Below are 14,057 nucleotides of genomic sequence, written 5' to 3'. Positions count from 1 at the left end.
GACGGATTTGTTACAGATTAACCATATGTATTACTTGTATCATTTAAGCATCTGCATGTTATAATGTACTCAACTTGATTTGTCTCTGTTATAGTAAATATAGGAATTTCTGGCATGAATCCTGCTCCTATTCTCAATTCTCTTTACCATCTTCCTGTTCGCCTTTTATATCTTCCTCTATAGCGCCGTGATTCCTATCATCTGGATACTCGAGACCCTGCTTCAACGTTATCCGGCTCTTCCACACTGAAGGCCTATCTAAATATCCGAATAGGGAACAACAAGAAAAAGTAAGGAGGAAACAGTATGACAGAAACCAGTGAAATTTGGACTGGCAAAGCCAGCAGCTATGATCGGGCGCGCCCTACGCCGCCATCGGCTTTGCTCGATCTGCTGACACAGTTGATTGACATGCCGCATCCCGCCCTGGTAGTGGATTTGGGCAGCGGGACCGGACTGTCAACCGCGATCTGGGGTGAGCTGGCACAGCAGGTGATTGGGATCGAACCCAATGCCGACATGCGGAAAGAGGCCGTCCACAAAGTCGAGGGCCATCCCTACGCGGCACATATCGAGTATCGAGAGGGAGTTGCTCATCAGACGGGCCTGCCTGATGGGTGCGCTGATATCGTCACTGCTGCCCAATCGTTCCACTGGATGGAACCGACTGCGACCCTGGCCGAGATCGCTCGGATTCTACGACCCGGAGGACTCTTTGCTGCGTATGACTATGATTCACCACCAGCAATCCATTGGGAGCTTGATCGGCTCGCTCAGGAGGGAAGTTTGCGCTTAGTGGAACTTGTCCGGGAGCGCGGGCTGGCTCAGAGCCTCAAGATCTGGCCGAAGAACAAATCTCTCGACCCCCTGCGCGAGAGCTCTCACTTCCGCTTCACCCGCGAGGTGTTCCTTCATCATATCGAGCAAGGAGACGCTGCACGGTTTCTTGAGATGATGCAGAGCAGTGCGCTCAACAGCCAGTTCCAGTTCACCGAACAAGAGATCGGTTTGGATCGCCTCAGACAGGCCGCGCTCCAACATATCGGGTCCAAACCCATTCCCTGGTATTTTAGTTACCGAGTCCGGATCGGGATCAAGTGAATGCGGGGATGTGAAAAAGAAAGCCCATCGTGCTTTGCCCGCATGATGGGCTTTTCTCTCTTCTTTCTTTGAGTTTATCTCGTTGCGCATCCCGTGGGCAGATCGACTCGTCTACCTGAAAACCTGCTCATTTGTCACGCCTATTACCACTAGCTCTCATGCATATTCAATAGCGCAGGCCGGATACGTACCATCAGATCGTGTTGCGTTTACCTCTCTACAAGCCATGTTGACAGTCCTGTACCATTCCAGGTAATCTCTTCCTTAAAACAGACTACTCTTTAATTGTGCGCAATTAAATACCACACAACTCAACGAGGAAATATAGCAACATGACAGCACTGCTGGAAGATAACAAGTTTGCCCGGGTAGTTCAAAAGATTGATCCTCAGGCCACGTTGCTGCGCAGCTGGGAGCTAAAGGGAGGCGTCTCGGCCCAGGTGACGGCGCTTGAGGTGCAGCTTGCTTCAGGCGACAAGAAAATGATGATTGTGCGTCGGCATGGCGAGAATGATCTCCGGCGTAACCCGCAGATAGCGGCTGATGAGTTCAAGCTACTGCAAATCTTACACGCAGGGGGACTGGCGACGCCGGCACCATACTATCTGGATCAATCTGGCGCGATTTTCGCTACCCCCTACGTGGTCATCGAATACATCGAGGGGGAGACGATCTTCGCGCCCGCGCTGGCACCGGTGCTCATTCCCCAGCTCGCGACCCACCTGGCCAGCATTCATGCGCTTGATTGCACACAGCTGGACCTCTCTTTTCTGCCAGATATACAGCAGGCCTATAGCGACAGGTTGCGCGTCCGCCCAGCGACGCCCGATGCCTCACTGAGCGAAGGACGTATTCGAGATGCGCTGGAGGCCTCCTGGCCGCCTCACCAACGTAATACATCGGCATTGCTGCATGGCGATTTCTGGCCCGGCAATATCCTGTGGAAAGATAGACAGCTCGCTGCCATCGTCGACTGGGAGGACGCCGCCCTGGGAGATCCCCTGGCCGATCTCGCCAATAGCCGCCTGGAGATCCTGTGGGCCTTCGGTCGCGAGGCCATGGAGGACTTTACACAGCATTACCAGTCGCTGAATGCCATCGACTACGACAACCTCCCTTACTGGGACCTCTGCGCCGCCCTGCGACCCGCCGGACAACTCTCTACCTGGATCGCCGATATCGATAAAGAACGAGCCCTGTGCGCCAGTCACCACTGGTTTATTACCCAGGCCCTCGCCCAGCTTTGAAGCCCATTTTCAACGTCGTAGATGCAGGAAGCAAGCGGCCGCGAGGGCCGCGCCTACGGTTTTTTGCTTTTCTTATCACTTTTCTTTGAAATCGGGCCGCTATTTGGGAGTTGAATGGCGGCGTATATTCTGGGCTTCAGCCAGAATATCTTCTGTCCCTTCACGGATGCGGGCCACGGTGCGCCGAGACTGCATTTGGGCAACGCCTATGATCAGCGAGAGCCGCTCTTGCATGGTGTCCAATGCTGCTTCGGCTTTTTCTAATGACAGTTGCTGCGCTTCTGCAGGCTGGCCGATCTTTGCTCGCACCTCACCCATTTCAGGGATCCCCCTGGCACGCATCTGCATGCCGAATTGCTGCATACGCTGCGTAGAGCGAGCCGCCAGAACACCGATACGTTCTCCTATACGGTCGAACATGTGCTCGGCCCGTTCTATTTCTGGTGCATGACTCATCAGTGTTATCCTCCTGATCCTTCTGGCTGTGCGGCAGGTTGCTGCTCACCCATCATAGTCCTCGTCTGCCCAAAGCTCCGGCTTACACTGCGAGCAAAAGATGTAATTGTATCGCCTGCCATCAACACCCCGGCCGTTCCATAGACAAGGCCCTGACGAATAACTTTGCGCACACGCGGTGAGAAGAGAGCCGCGATTACGGCGGCGGTCACAGCAACCTCAGGTTCCACAAAATCCTCGGGCTCCATATTATACCTTTCCTTTCATTGGAATAAACAACTAGTCCAGATATTCCAATCGACAGACAAGTATAATTCTCCTCCCTTTTAGAAGGAGTTATACACAAAAATGAAGTTCTGCCACGCGTGATTGAAGCTGACAATGTCCACACGAACCCATAGCAGAAAAAGATACACCGCTGAAGAAGTGCCGGCATATGTGTGTCGCCCGCCGAACTACTGGACTGAGAGGCGGCTGTTTGTGGCTAAAAAAACTCGCTCGGCCGGGGAATCAGGGGGCTAAAAAAGAAACAAAGAACCTCTTTGCTAGAATCTTGACGAACTGGTGGTGGCTCAAACGCTTTCTTGCTTATGAAAAAGCAAGCTTGACTTGTGAGGATTGGTTTTGCATTGTAAATGTATTGAAAATAGCAGAAAATGCAGCCATAGCCAGCTTCATAAACAGATCTGTAAGAAGGTCAATCAGAATATTGATAAGAATTTCTGAAATGATACTCCAAAGCATAGAGTAGCTCCTTTTCTATCATCAAGCGAGATTTCATCATCTACCAGTCGGTATCAATGTGTTACCTCGAACATATAGTCTCTTCATTCACTCGCCATTTTACTAGCCAATTGTTAAGAATAAGTTAACTATGTGTTAATTTCAAATGTAGAATAAAAATTTGAGTAGTGATCAAAGACTCTATTAAAGATTGAGGAAGGCGGTAAGAGCCCTGGCAAGGCTTGTCAACGGGGAGCTTAGAGGACGTGCCGGTGAGAATGGAGATTTGTGTCCGTCGGTAAACTACTTTTATTAAGTATCTTCCTGGCTCCATTCAACACTGACATTGAGAAAAGCCAGGTACATTCAACACTGTATTTACCTGAACAGAAGTAAATAATAGACATCAGGCAAGGTAAGCCTCACCCATAGAGAGAAAACTTCCTGATCAGCAGCTATGTAAAGGAAAGAGGAAAATATGGAACCCGCGGATTTTGTGGAACCTGAAATTGCTGTGACGGCGGCGATCACGGCGGCCATTTGCTCGCCACGTGCGCGCAAAGTTATGCGTAAAGGCCTGGTTTATGGCATGGCCGGCATCCTTACCGCCGGCGACGTGGTGACTACCTTTGCCAGAAGTGTACGCCAGGGAGTCAGGCAAACAGAAGGAAAAGAAGAAACGACAACACCGACCGCTCAGAAGATCGACGAACAGGAGGCGCAGGCGGCAAAGGGAAGTAAAACAGAGCCAGAAACGACCGGGACTCAGCCGCGAAAAACTATGGACAAGAAAGCAACGATAGGAGGGCAGTCCGAATGACACAGACTCGGGAAAGTGACGCTGCCGCGTCGGCGATCAGGCGTGCAGAGCAGATAGCTACCGTTACGGGCGGACAGCTCGGTGCCTGGGTTGGCCTGACCACGCAGCGTTTTCGCCAGGCTACACAGGCGCTGCGCGAGGAAGCCAATCGGTTGGATACGCCCGGGTCAGCCATGGTCAATCAGACCACGGCCGGGAAATCTGCCACCGGCCAGCCTCGGCCGGCACAGGAAAGGGCCGAGGCATTGATAGATCAGCTGGGACAGTGGACCAGGGAAGGCGGTGCGCACATGCAGAGGACGCTGGCTCGCCTGCGGGAAGATGCCGAAGATATGTACGTGGAAGCTCAGGATATGCGCTCCATGTGGAGAGATCATAGAACTACCGTAGTATAATAACAAATAGTGTTTGCTTGTTTACTTGTCTCGTAGTTTCCGATGTACAAGAGAAGGGCGGGAAATTCCATGAGTGTAGCGGGAACGGTTGATGTTCTGCATACCATAACGGGACGTGTGCGTGTACATGTGCCTGGATGGTCGGGGCAAGGGAAGCGCAGCATCGAGATGCAACTTCAGCAGGTGCCAGGGGTAGAACGGAGTCAGGCCAATCCAGTCACAGGCAATATCCTTGTCATATTTGATTCCACTGTTCTCAACGAACAGGCCATTCTTCACACCATACAGGCGCTCGACCTGGAGCAGATCAATAAGCACCCGGTTGAACCTGAACCACCGCCAGTTGCACACGAAAAAGAAGGCAAAACGGTACGCGCGCGCATCGCAGTGCGCGGTCTGGACCGTGATCCCGCGATTGCCAGGCGCGTGATAGAGCGTCTGGAAAAATATCCCGGCGTGCGCGTGCGCGCCAATCCCCTGACTTGTCGTGTGCTGGTAGAGTTTACCGAACATGAACAACAGCTGGAAGACCTGATCGCCGAGGTGGCTGACCTGGAGCTACCCGATCTGGTTGGTGAAGATCGCCCTGCCTATCCACTTGATCCCAGTCCGCTGATCCAGAGTGTCACGCGTATGCTGGGCTCAGCGCTTGGTCTGGGCTTTCTGACCGCCAGACGCCTCATGGGCCTCGAAGAGGCGCTGCCAGGCGCGAGAACGGCCGCTTATGCCGCGGGCGTCATTGGTCTAATACAGGGATTTCCACCGGTGCGCACTGGACTGCGCCACATGTTAGGACGCTCGATAGCCGACCTGCTCCTCTCTATTCCTAATATCATTCTCCTGACGCTTTCCAGCAGTCCACTTGGACTGGCACTCGCCGGAGCTGAGTCGCTTCGCCTCTTTACGGAGGTACAGGAACGCCGCGCGGCCTGGCGTGCTCACGAAAAGCGCATGGAGCAGGCTCCTTCCGCTCAACCAAATGCACTGATCCGCATGGAAAGCGATGAGCGCGTGCCTCTGATGGCATACGTGCACGAAGGCACAGGAACGGCGCTCGGCCTCGATGGTATGCCGCAGCCCGTCTATCCAGGCGCGACAGTACCTCCTGGAGCGCACCTCTATGGTGGTCCATTCGTCTTACAGCTAAGCGGCGAAACCTCGTTTGAGCGCTTTATACCACAGGAACGCCCTGCACCGCCCTCCCCGACGCTCTACGACCAGTATCAGCGTTTCCAGGGGCCCATCTCGCTGATTTACGCCGGCCTGACCGGCTTGCTCACGCGCTCATTCGGGAAGGCATTCACGGCCCTCTTGCTCGTCAATCCGCGCACGGCTCCCATCGGGATGGAAAGCGCCGATCTGCATGCCAATGCGTATGTCCTGCGCGCTGGCGTGACTATTGTTGGCACCCGCCCCTCCAGGAGCATCCGTCTTCCCCAGCTTCTACTATTGGATAACGCTCGCCTGCTCACAGAGAGACTTGAGCTCACCAATGCGTTACCTTTGACCGAGGAAATGGACGCCGCCGAGGCGTTGACGCGTGCCGCGGGCATCGCCGCCGCCGCCGGTTTGCCCTGGGGACCTATCTTCCGTACCGCCAGCATTACCTCGGCCACCAGGGGCAGCTTTGATGGCAAGGTCGCGCGGGCCTTTGTTGATGAGATACAATACACGCTCGGGCCAGTTGAGAACTGGCAAGCTCTGCCAGAGGCTGCGTCTCTGCGCCAGCGGGGCAACTATGTACTGGCCCTGTGGAGGGAGCATGAAGAGAGGCCACTGGCTATTTTCGTACTGCGCCCATGCCTGGCCCCTGAGGTTCCTATCCTGGTGGCTGCCTGCCAGCGCGTTGGCGTTGAGCTGGCACTGCTGTCTCAAGGTGATGAACTGGTGCTGCGCGGACTGGCGCACCGGGCGCATATCGCCTTGATCGAGAGCAATTCTGCGCTCAAGGTCATCGCGGAACGGCAGAAAAAAGGTGATCTGGTGGCGTTCGCCTCGGATAATATGGCCGCGATGGCGGGTTTTGCCGCCTGCGACCTGGCTATCGGTTTGAGCGATGAACGCAGTCGCTTTCTGGCACGTGCCGATCTGCTGGCTCCCGATCTTGCCGCGGTGGCCGCGATCATTGAGGCTGGAGCCAGGCGAGAAGCCACCGTGCGCGACTCCATTGGCCTCGCGACCATCTCTACGATTGCTGGAGTGATCTGGGGCTTGCGCAGCATGCCAGAGGTCAGGATCGCCTCACGTATTGTCTATATTACCGCCCTGGCAGCCATCGCTGATGGCTGGTTACGGCTGCGTGGCGGCAAGCGCACGCAAGCAACCATCACCCGACTGGTTGATCCACAGCCAGAGCGCTGGGGGCGGCAGGGCGTGGATGATGTGCTCGAGGCGCTGCATACGAGTCGGCAGGGATTAACGAAGAAGCAGGCCAGTGAACGCCGACGTGCCGTGCCAACCCTCAAGCAGAAGAATGCGCTGGGGGCGGCGGTACTGGAGCAGCTACATTCTCCCCTGACTGGTATCCTGGCGACCGGCGCAGCTCTCTCCTTCTTGTTTGGCTCGATTGGAGATGTCGTCCTCATTGGAACAACTATTGTCGTCAACACCATGATTGGTGTCTGGCAGGAACACAAGGCCAACCAGGTGGCGGAGGCGTTGCGTCAAATAGGCGTATCACAGGCCCGTGTCTTGCGCGACAATCAGGAGAAAACCATCCCTGCCAATGAAATTGTGCCCGGCGATATCCTATTGCTGGCTTCTGGGGATCGCATCGCGGCCGACGCACGCATTATCGACGCGCTGAACCTGGAGGTGGATGAGGCCGCGCTCACCGGAGAGTCGTTCCCGGTCAGAAAAATGGCGGTGGGAGGGAATGACACCGAGCGCATTGTTCTGGATGGCAGTAACGTGCTGACGGGGACCGGGCACGCGGTTGTGGTGGCGGTTGGTGGAAAGACGAGAATGGGAGCGACCAGGCTCGCGCTGATGGAGGAAAATAAACAACTCAATCCTCTGGGTACACGCCTGAGCCGTATGCTGCGCATTTTCTTACCTGTTTCGGCGGCCGGCGGCGCGCTGGTTATCGCTTCTGGCCTGCTCTGGAAGCAGCCATTTGCCAGTATCCTGGCCATCGGAGCGAGCGTGGCCATGGCTGGTATACCGGAAGGGTTACCATTGCTCGCCAGGGTAGGGGAAACCGGCGTGGCCCATCGGCTGGCCAATCATAGGGCGGTTGTGCGGCGTCTCTCCTCGGTCGAGGCTCTTGGTCGCGTGAACGTTGTCTGCACAGATAAGACGGGTACGATGACCAAAGGACGCCTGCAGCTGAACGTGGTAGCCGACGCCAATCAGGAGGCCCCACTCTCGCAGAGCATGCCGGAGTCGCTGTCTCATGTGCTACTCACGGCCGCGCTGGCCAGCCCGCACCCCGACACGCAGGGCGCCCAGGCCCATCCTACCGACGTCGCAGTTGTCCAGGGAGCAATAGAGGCCGGACTGGGAGAACAGGTGAGTCTCAAACATGAGGTAGAGCTCTCCTTCGATCCGGTACGGTCTTTCTCGGTTACCGTTGTCCAGGACAAACTCTGTATCAAGGGGGCGCCAGAAGCGATCCTTTCACGCTGCAGTTCCCTGCTACAGGATGGTGTGCAAAAGCCCCTGGACGAAGTCGGTCGGGACATCCTTTCGAACCGCTCCCTGCAACTGGCGGAAAAAGGACTGCGGGTATTGATGGTTGCCGAGGGCGCAAAGGGGGGCCCTCTCGATGATCCCCAGGATCTCACCGCCCTTGGCTTTGTGGGTATCAGTGATCCCCTGCGCCCTACAGTGGTGGAGGCCGTCAGACATTGTCAGGAGGCGGGTATACGGGTGATAATGATCACTGGCGACCATCCGGTGACTGCGCGCGCGATCGCACAGGAGGCTGGCCTGCTGCAGGACCATGAAGAAGTGCTGAACGCGACCACCATCGCGGATTTGCAGAATGGTGATCTTGATCGGCTCATAGCAAAGGCCGCGGTCATTGCGCGGGCGACGCCGCTCGATAAATTGCGTATCATTGAAAGCCTGCATCGACAGGGACATACGGTGGCGATGACTGGCGATGGCGTCAATGATGCTCCAGCCTTGCGGCTGGCGGATATTGGTATTGCCATGGGGAAGAGCGGCACAGAAGTGGCGCGCCAGACGGCGGACGTGGTGATTACCGATGACGACTTCTCGACGCTGGTCCAGGGCTGCGTCGAGGGCCGCAGCTTCTGGCGTAATATGCGTCGTTCGCTAGGCCTGTTGCTCGGTGGGAACCTGGGCGAACTGGGCCTGGTGGTGGGCGCCAGTTTGCTGGGAGCAAACATGCCGTTAACGGTGGCCCAGATCCTGGCCGTGAATGCGATTACGGATATCCTGCCCGCGCTGGCGGTCATCTTGCAGCAACCCGAGCATCGCAACCTGACACGGCTCCGACGCGAAGGTACGGCGGCATTGGGTGCGCCGCTACGCAACGAGATCATACGCCGAGGACTGGCGACGACGCTTCCCTCGCTGGGGGCTTACCTCCTCACGCGTGGCATGGCATCGCTACCCCAGGCGCGCTCGGTGGCCTTCGCGAGCATCGTCACCACGCAACTGGCACAAACACTGATGGCCGGTCGTTCCGAAGGCCACCTGACACGCCCCGTGCTTGGAGCCGTAGGTGGCTCGCTCGGCGTATTGCTGGCAGCATTCGCCATCCCCTCGCTGCGCCGCATCCTCAGCCTGGTCACCCTCTCGCCATCGGCCCTACTACTGATCGCGGCCAGCGCGCTATCCTCTGTCCTCCTCAATAGCCTGTTCAGCAGAACCAACCTGCTGAGCAGCCACCCCCGGGCGAGTTTCAAACTAGCATACCAGGCATAAAAACAGAAACCGGTCGCCGGCTGGCGACCGGTTTCCCCCACGCAACGGTTAATCATGCCCCAGACATGCTCGCCCTCCTGGCGTACGCCACCTCCCTACTACACGCATTTTCATAAAACCACTTCCTAATGGCTTGCCCTGGCAAGCAGCTGATCAACAACTTCACGGAGATCAGCCCCAACGACATCAGGGCGTGCGGCAGATGGATCAAGCACCATACCTGGACGCGCAATAAAGGCAGCCGAGCATCCAGCCTTGAGCGCACCTGCGATGTCCCAGGTATGGGCGGCAACCAGGCAAAGATCGGCCAGCGATACACCAAGTTCTCGCGCCACCATCTGATACGGCTCGGGTGCAGGTTTGAGCCTGCGCACGGTATCGGCCGAAAATTGTCTCTCAAAGTAACTCGCCAGACCAGCATGAGCTAACTGCGCTTGAGAAACAGCCATCGTGGAATTCGTCAAACTAACCAGCCGTAGCCCTGCCTTACGCAGACGTTTCAGACTCTCCTCAACCTCGGGATGGGGCGGCAATCGTCGTAATCCCGCCAGCAAAGCGCTTCGTTTCTCTTCCTTCAAAGAGACGCCGCGTCGAGCGGCAAGCATATCGAGAGCGGCAGCTCCCAGTGTGCCGAAGTCGCGATATTCCTGGATGATCGTTGAGACAAAAGCCAGTTGGAGCATTTGAGAAAACCATTCTCGACGTGCGGCGCTATCTCCAAAGGTCTCTGCGAACAGCGAATCTAAGGCGTGCAGATCGAGTAGTGTTTCATTCACATCGAAAACATAGATACGTGACATACAAAAATCTCCTTTTTCATTGTTCAACGCCAACGTTATCTGCCTGCATCTATTGTATGAGCACGCTATGATGAAGAGCAATGGCCGAAAAACTCTAGCATTGTGGCACATTTGCATGTATGATGTTGCCAGAGGCCAGCTTTATTATTTTGCTAACTTCTATTCATAAATATAAATATAGATAGGGATTTCTATTCAAGATGCAGAAAGCATTCAATTTCCCTCGCTCGCTCTGGGTCGTCTTTGCGGGTACCTTCGTTAATCGTTTTGGCAGCTTTATCAGTGCATTTCTGGTGTTTTATATGATTGCCAAAGGCTATACCGCCGTCCAGACCGGCATGGCTGCCAGTGCCTATGGTATTGGTAGCGTCGGGGCAGCCGTGCTTGGAGGCTATCTGGCTGATTGGCTGGGGCGACGCAATACAATAATGCTCTCGATGTTTTCTTCGGCGGCGACGATGCTGGTGCTTTCGCAGGTGACGCCACTGCCGCTGATTGTGGGGTTGGTTGCCCTGGCGGGTTTGACCACAGAGCTGTATCGGCCAGCCTCAAGCGCGCTAATCGCTGACCTTGTTGAGGCGCAGCAGCGGGTAAGCGCTTTTGCGGTCTACCGGCTGGCCGTCAATCTGGGGGTGACAGCAGGCGCGGCCGTAGCGGGCTTCATTGCCAGCCGTTCGTTCTTGCTGCTCTTCGTGGGCGATGCCTTCACATCGGTCATCTTTGGCCTACTGGTTCTCTTCGCACTCCCCGTGCATATTTCGAAGCACACCAGCCAGCACCATAAAGACAATAGTCTCGGCGGGACGATGTGGTCGGATCGCGGCTTCCTCCTCTTTTTGCTGGCTGGTACCGCCATCGCCTTTGTCTATATGCAACACCTTTCGACGCTTGCCTTACAGGTCAAGGCACTGGGCTTATCGAGTGCGGTCTATGGCTTGCTCATCTCGTTAAATGGTCTTGTCGTTGTGTTTCTCGAATTGCCAATTAGCACCATTACGCAGCGCTTCCCCAGGCAAAGGATGATCGCGGCCGGTTTTCTCTTTATTGCGCTGGGCTTCGGCCTGACCGGGTTTGCACCCACCATTCCCCTCCTCGCGCTCACTGTTATACTCTGGACGTTTGGAGAGATAGTGCAGGCGCCAATCTCGGCAGCCTATGTCGCGGATCTCTCGCCCGCACACTTGCGTGGACGCTATCAGGGGGCCTGGGGGATGACCTGGAGCCTTGGTCTGATTCTGGCACCGCTGCTCGGGACCATTATCTACTCCTGGCATCCAGCCCTTTTCTGGCCGCTCTGCGGGCTGCTGGCAGGCATGGCCGCTGTTCTGGTCCTGTTGATCAAACAGCGCGCGCAACCTTCGCCCATTCAACAGGTACAGCCGTGCTGCGAAGAAGGGAATCCACCTATGCCAACCACCACCCCCAATCTGTCGTAGGCGTTTGTTCTAGTTTTCCAAGGAGTGCGCCGAGATGCTTATTGAAGGGAAAATGGGCCTTTTCCCTTCTACGAGAGTCGCTCAAGAAATGGCCGAAGAACGCCTCTCAGGAGATCTGGCCGTTCGATCCATGGCAGATGCCCAACATTGGGCAACTCTGCGTAACGAGCGAATGGCATGCATTGAGCAAGGTGTCGGGCCACTCTGGCTGGACGCGGATCAAGTGCTCCATGAATGACCAGCGTCGGGATCTGCAAGGCAGCAACCTGTTCAACCATGATCGGCCGCTCAATGAAGTGCCTGCCATCTTTCCCTAGAACCCGATTGACCTGGAAATTGATATGCAGACCATCCACAAAAAGCTGTCGAGCGAATTCCCGAGCATGTGAGCGGTCGGCGATGTCAGTTGACCAGGACAGTTCGCAATACGCTCGCTCAACGGCATCAAACTCAGCTCCCTGCACAACAGAGAGCTGTGCGCCCAGGTCGGCGAGTTGACGTCGCTCTGAAGGCGTGAGCAGCGCATCTCGATTACGGTAATATTCCTCGTGCCATGACGCATCAATGCCTGTACCACAGAGGTAGATCAATGCACGGACGCGGGAGGGATATGCGAGACTGTAAGCAAGCGCCAGCGAGGCTCCCCAGGAATGTCCCAGGATGATCCACTGCGGGAGGTCCCAATGATCGCGTAAGGCATCAAGATCAGCGACAGCCGTTGCCACGTCGTAGGGAGGCCCACCCGTAGATCGGCCACAGGCGCGTTGGTCGTAGCGGTAAACCGTCACCAGATCATCAATCATCTCTGCCACAGGCGCGAGGTAATCCCACAAGCCGGGCCCTCCATGGCAACACACGAGTGCAGGCCCATTCCCCTGATATGCTGTCCAAAGTGAGCAGCCAGGAACACTGACGATCTCATATTTCTGCATGAAGCTACACTGACCTCCCTGAATGCTGAATGAATATCTTCATGAAAAACCGCTTTTGCTAAAGGAGAGCATATCATTATCTCAAGAATGAGGCAAGTTGGGAATGCGCCAATTTACTGCGGCATCACAAATGCTACTTTCTCTCTTATGCCTTTCCCGTCATTTCCAAATGGGGCAGGAACTCGTCTTTTTCTCGTCAGTTGGGTATACTTGTTCTACAGAAACTTATTTGGTACCCTTTCACGTCTCTTCCTGCATTGTGCCATCTCGCAGAGAAATTTGCGTAATCAGATCATTCTTTTTCGCGAAGGGTATATCATTCTTTTCGATCTTCTTCAAAACAAGGGAGGCTTGTTTGTGTTGCCATCAATGAATCTTTCATACGCCATTCAGAACATGCTTGAGGGAACCTTTCATCTTTCAGATTGGAGTATTTCTCGAACCGTTGAAGGACAACAAAAAGAATGCTATGTTGCAAAGACGGAGACCCGCACGGTCTTTATCAAGTTTGACGGCAGTACCCCGATAGCAGTTCTTCAGCGCTTAGGAGAGCTAGGTGTCGCTCCACGTCTATTAGGTACAGGAAACATTGAGGGAAGACGCTATGTGCTTCAAGATTATCTCACTGGTCAACATCCCGGTTGGAGATGGTTCGCTGACCATCTGCCATTGCTCGCGCAGGTCACACACCGCTATCATACAGACAATAAGTTGAAACAACTCTTAACCAGTTCTGCCACCAGGGAATATCATGAACAGATTGCCTCAGAACTTGCCGAGTTAGAAATTCGCATGCTCTCTTTACAGGTAGATACGGAACTCAAGGTAATGTTGAGAGATGTATTTGATGACCTCAAATCGCAGGCCAGGCGACTTCACGCGGTTCCGCTGGCACCCGTACACGATGATCCCAATGGGGCCAATATGTTTCTGATCAACGAAAACGTGATGCTCGTCGATTGGGATGACATGCTGCTATCTGACCCCATGCGTGATGTCAGCCAATGGCTAGGCTGGTATGTTCCCCAGGAGCGCTGGCAACTCTTTTTTAAGGAATATGACCTGTTGCTAGATCAAGCTCTTCTGAATAGGATCTACTGGTGGTCGGCACGGGCATCGTTTGCCAATGTGCTTTGGCATATCGAACATAGTTATGATTATGATGTGTTCCTGCGCGATAGTATCGCCGCCCTGCGTCAAGAAATCCGCCCTCATCAAGTGTTCAAGGAAGATGTTTGATCGTTTCGTCTT

General features: G+C 55.0%; 12 protein-coding genes. 7 read left to right on the top strand and 5 right to left on the bottom strand.

All coding sequences use genetic code 11. From position 1 onward, the window contains the following. Positions 1 to 306: 306 nt before the first annotated feature. Together JMI88_RS18700 and JMI88_RS18695 are read left to right on the top strand one after the other, a co-directional pair. Positions 307 to 1,101, top strand: coding sequence for a class I SAM-dependent methyltransferase (locus JMI88_RS18700; protein WP_201363455.1), 795 nt, complete (start codon positions 307 to 309; stop codon positions 1,099 to 1,101). A 332-nt stretch (positions 1,102 to 1,433) separates the two neighbouring features. After that, positions 1,434 to 2,348: a phosphotransferase gene (locus tag JMI88_RS18695; protein ID WP_201363454.1), complete on the top strand. Its 915-nt coding sequence runs from the start codon at positions 1,434 to 1,436 to the stop codon at positions 2,346 to 2,348. Between the two features lie 99 nt (positions 2,349 to 2,447). On the opposite strand, the gene JMI88_RS18690 is transcribed toward JMI88_RS18695, so the two are convergent. The 3 genes from JMI88_RS18690 to JMI88_RS18680 form a co-directional block, all read right to left on the bottom strand. Beyond that, complete coding sequence (locus tag JMI88_RS18690) at positions 2,448 to 2,804, bottom strand: hypothetical protein (protein ID WP_201363453.1); 357 nt, start codon at positions 2,802 to 2,804, stop codon at positions 2,448 to 2,450. A gap of 5 nt (positions 2,805 to 2,809) precedes the next feature. Further along, positions 2,810 to 3,052 (bottom strand): hypothetical protein, encoded by a 243-nt coding sequence (locus JMI88_RS18685; RefSeq protein WP_201363452.1) that lies wholly within the window; start codon positions 3,050 to 3,052, stop codon positions 2,810 to 2,812. A gap of 340 nt (positions 3,053 to 3,392) precedes the next feature. After that, a complete protein-coding gene (locus JMI88_RS18680) occupies positions 3,393 to 3,548 on the bottom strand; it encodes a hypothetical protein (RefSeq protein WP_201363451.1) in 156 nt (51 codons plus the stop codon). A gap of 457 nt (positions 3,549 to 4,005) precedes the next feature. Here JMI88_RS18680 and JMI88_RS18675 point away from each other — a divergent pair, with 457 nt between their 5' ends. The 3 genes from JMI88_RS18675 (at position 4,006) to JMI88_RS18665 (ending at position 9,638) form a co-directional block, all read left to right on the top strand. Then, positions 4,006 to 4,347 carry a hypothetical protein gene (locus JMI88_RS18675; RefSeq protein ID WP_201363450.1) on the top strand — a complete coding sequence of 114 codons (342 nt, stop codon included), beginning with the start codon at positions 4,006 to 4,008 and terminating at the stop codon, positions 4,345 to 4,347. After that, complete coding sequence (locus tag JMI88_RS18670) at positions 4,344 to 4,742, top strand: hypothetical protein (protein WP_201363449.1); 399 nt, start codon at positions 4,344 to 4,346, stop codon at positions 4,740 to 4,742. The genes JMI88_RS18675 and JMI88_RS18670 overlap by 4 nt, the downstream gene beginning before the upstream one ends. Before the next feature lie 69 nt (positions 4,743 to 4,811). Next, on the top strand, positions 4,812 to 9,638 hold the full coding sequence (locus JMI88_RS18665; RefSeq protein WP_236022963.1) for a cation-translocating P-type ATPase: 4,827 nt from the start codon (positions 4,812 to 4,814) through the stop codon (positions 9,636 to 9,638). Between the two features lie 125 nt (positions 9,639 to 9,763). Here the strand turns inward: JMI88_RS18665 and JMI88_RS18660 are convergent, their stop codons facing one another. After that, positions 9,764 to 10,438, bottom strand: coding sequence for a haloacid dehalogenase type II (locus tag JMI88_RS18660; protein WP_201363447.1), 675 nt, complete (start codon positions 10,436 to 10,438; stop codon positions 9,764 to 9,766). Positions 10,439 to 10,638: 200 nt separating this feature from the next. Here JMI88_RS18660 and JMI88_RS18655 point away from each other — a divergent pair, with 200 nt between their 5' ends. Beyond that, on the top strand, positions 10,639 to 11,874 hold the full coding sequence (locus JMI88_RS18655; RefSeq protein WP_201363446.1) for an MDR family MFS transporter: 1,236 nt from the start codon (positions 10,639 to 10,641) through the stop codon (positions 11,872 to 11,874). A gap of 68 nt (positions 11,875 to 11,942) precedes the next feature. Here JMI88_RS18655 and JMI88_RS18650 read toward each other — a convergent pair whose 3' ends face one another. Further along, on the bottom strand, positions 11,943 to 12,806 hold the full coding sequence (locus JMI88_RS18650; protein ID WP_201363445.1) for an alpha/beta fold hydrolase: 864 nt from the start codon (positions 12,804 to 12,806) through the stop codon (positions 11,943 to 11,945). 357 nt (positions 12,807 to 13,163) lie between these two features. Between JMI88_RS18650 and JMI88_RS18645 the strand changes: the two genes are divergently transcribed. Beyond that, positions 13,164 to 14,045, top strand: a complete 882-nt coding sequence (locus JMI88_RS18645; RefSeq protein ID WP_201363444.1) for a phosphotransferase — start codon at positions 13,164 to 13,166, stop codon at positions 14,043 to 14,045. Positions 14,046 to 14,057: the final 12 nt, after the last annotated feature.

The organism is Dictyobacter formicarum (assembly GCF_016587435.1).
This window is presented reverse-complemented; position numbering and strand designations above follow the sequence as displayed.

Excerpts from the sequence above, each read along its gene's own strand:
- JMI88_RS18700 (WP_201363455.1), top strand. The coding sequence starts at position 307 with ATGACAGAAACCAGTGAAATTTGGACTGGCAAAGCCAGCAGCTATGAT.
- JMI88_RS18670 (WP_201363449.1), top strand. The coding sequence starts at position 4,344 with ATGACACAGACTCGGGAAAGTGACGCTGCCGCGTCGGCGATCAGGCGT.
- JMI88_RS18655 (WP_201363446.1), top strand. The coding sequence starts at position 10,639 with ATGCAGAAAGCATTCAATTTCCCTCGCTCGCTCTGGGTCGTCTTTGCG.
- JMI88_RS18680 (WP_201363451.1), bottom strand. The coding sequence starts at position 3,548 with ATGCTTTGGAGTATCATTTCAGAAATTCTTATCAATATTCTGATTGAC.
- JMI88_RS18695 (WP_201363454.1), top strand. The coding sequence starts at position 1,434 with ATGACAGCACTGCTGGAAGATAACAAGTTTGCCCGGGTAGTTCAAAAG.
- JMI88_RS18660 (WP_201363447.1), bottom strand. The coding sequence starts at position 10,438 with ATGTCACGTATCTATGTTTTCGATGTGAATGAAACACTACTCGATCTG.
- JMI88_RS18650 (WP_201363445.1), bottom strand. The coding sequence starts at position 12,806 with ATGCAGAAATATGAGATCGTCAGTGTTCCTGGCTGCTCACTTTGGACA.
- JMI88_RS18675 (WP_201363450.1), top strand. The coding sequence starts at position 4,006 with ATGGAACCCGCGGATTTTGTGGAACCTGAAATTGCTGTGACGGCGGCG.
- JMI88_RS18685 (WP_201363452.1), bottom strand. The coding sequence starts at position 3,052 with ATGGAGCCCGAGGATTTTGTGGAACCTGAGGTTGCTGTGACCGCCGCC.
- JMI88_RS18665 (WP_236022963.1), top strand. The coding sequence starts at position 4,812 with ATGAGTGTAGCGGGAACGGTTGATGTTCTGCATACCATAACGGGACGT.
- JMI88_RS18690 (WP_201363453.1), bottom strand. The coding sequence starts at position 2,804 with ATGAGTCATGCACCAGAAATAGAACGGGCCGAGCACATGTTCGACCGT.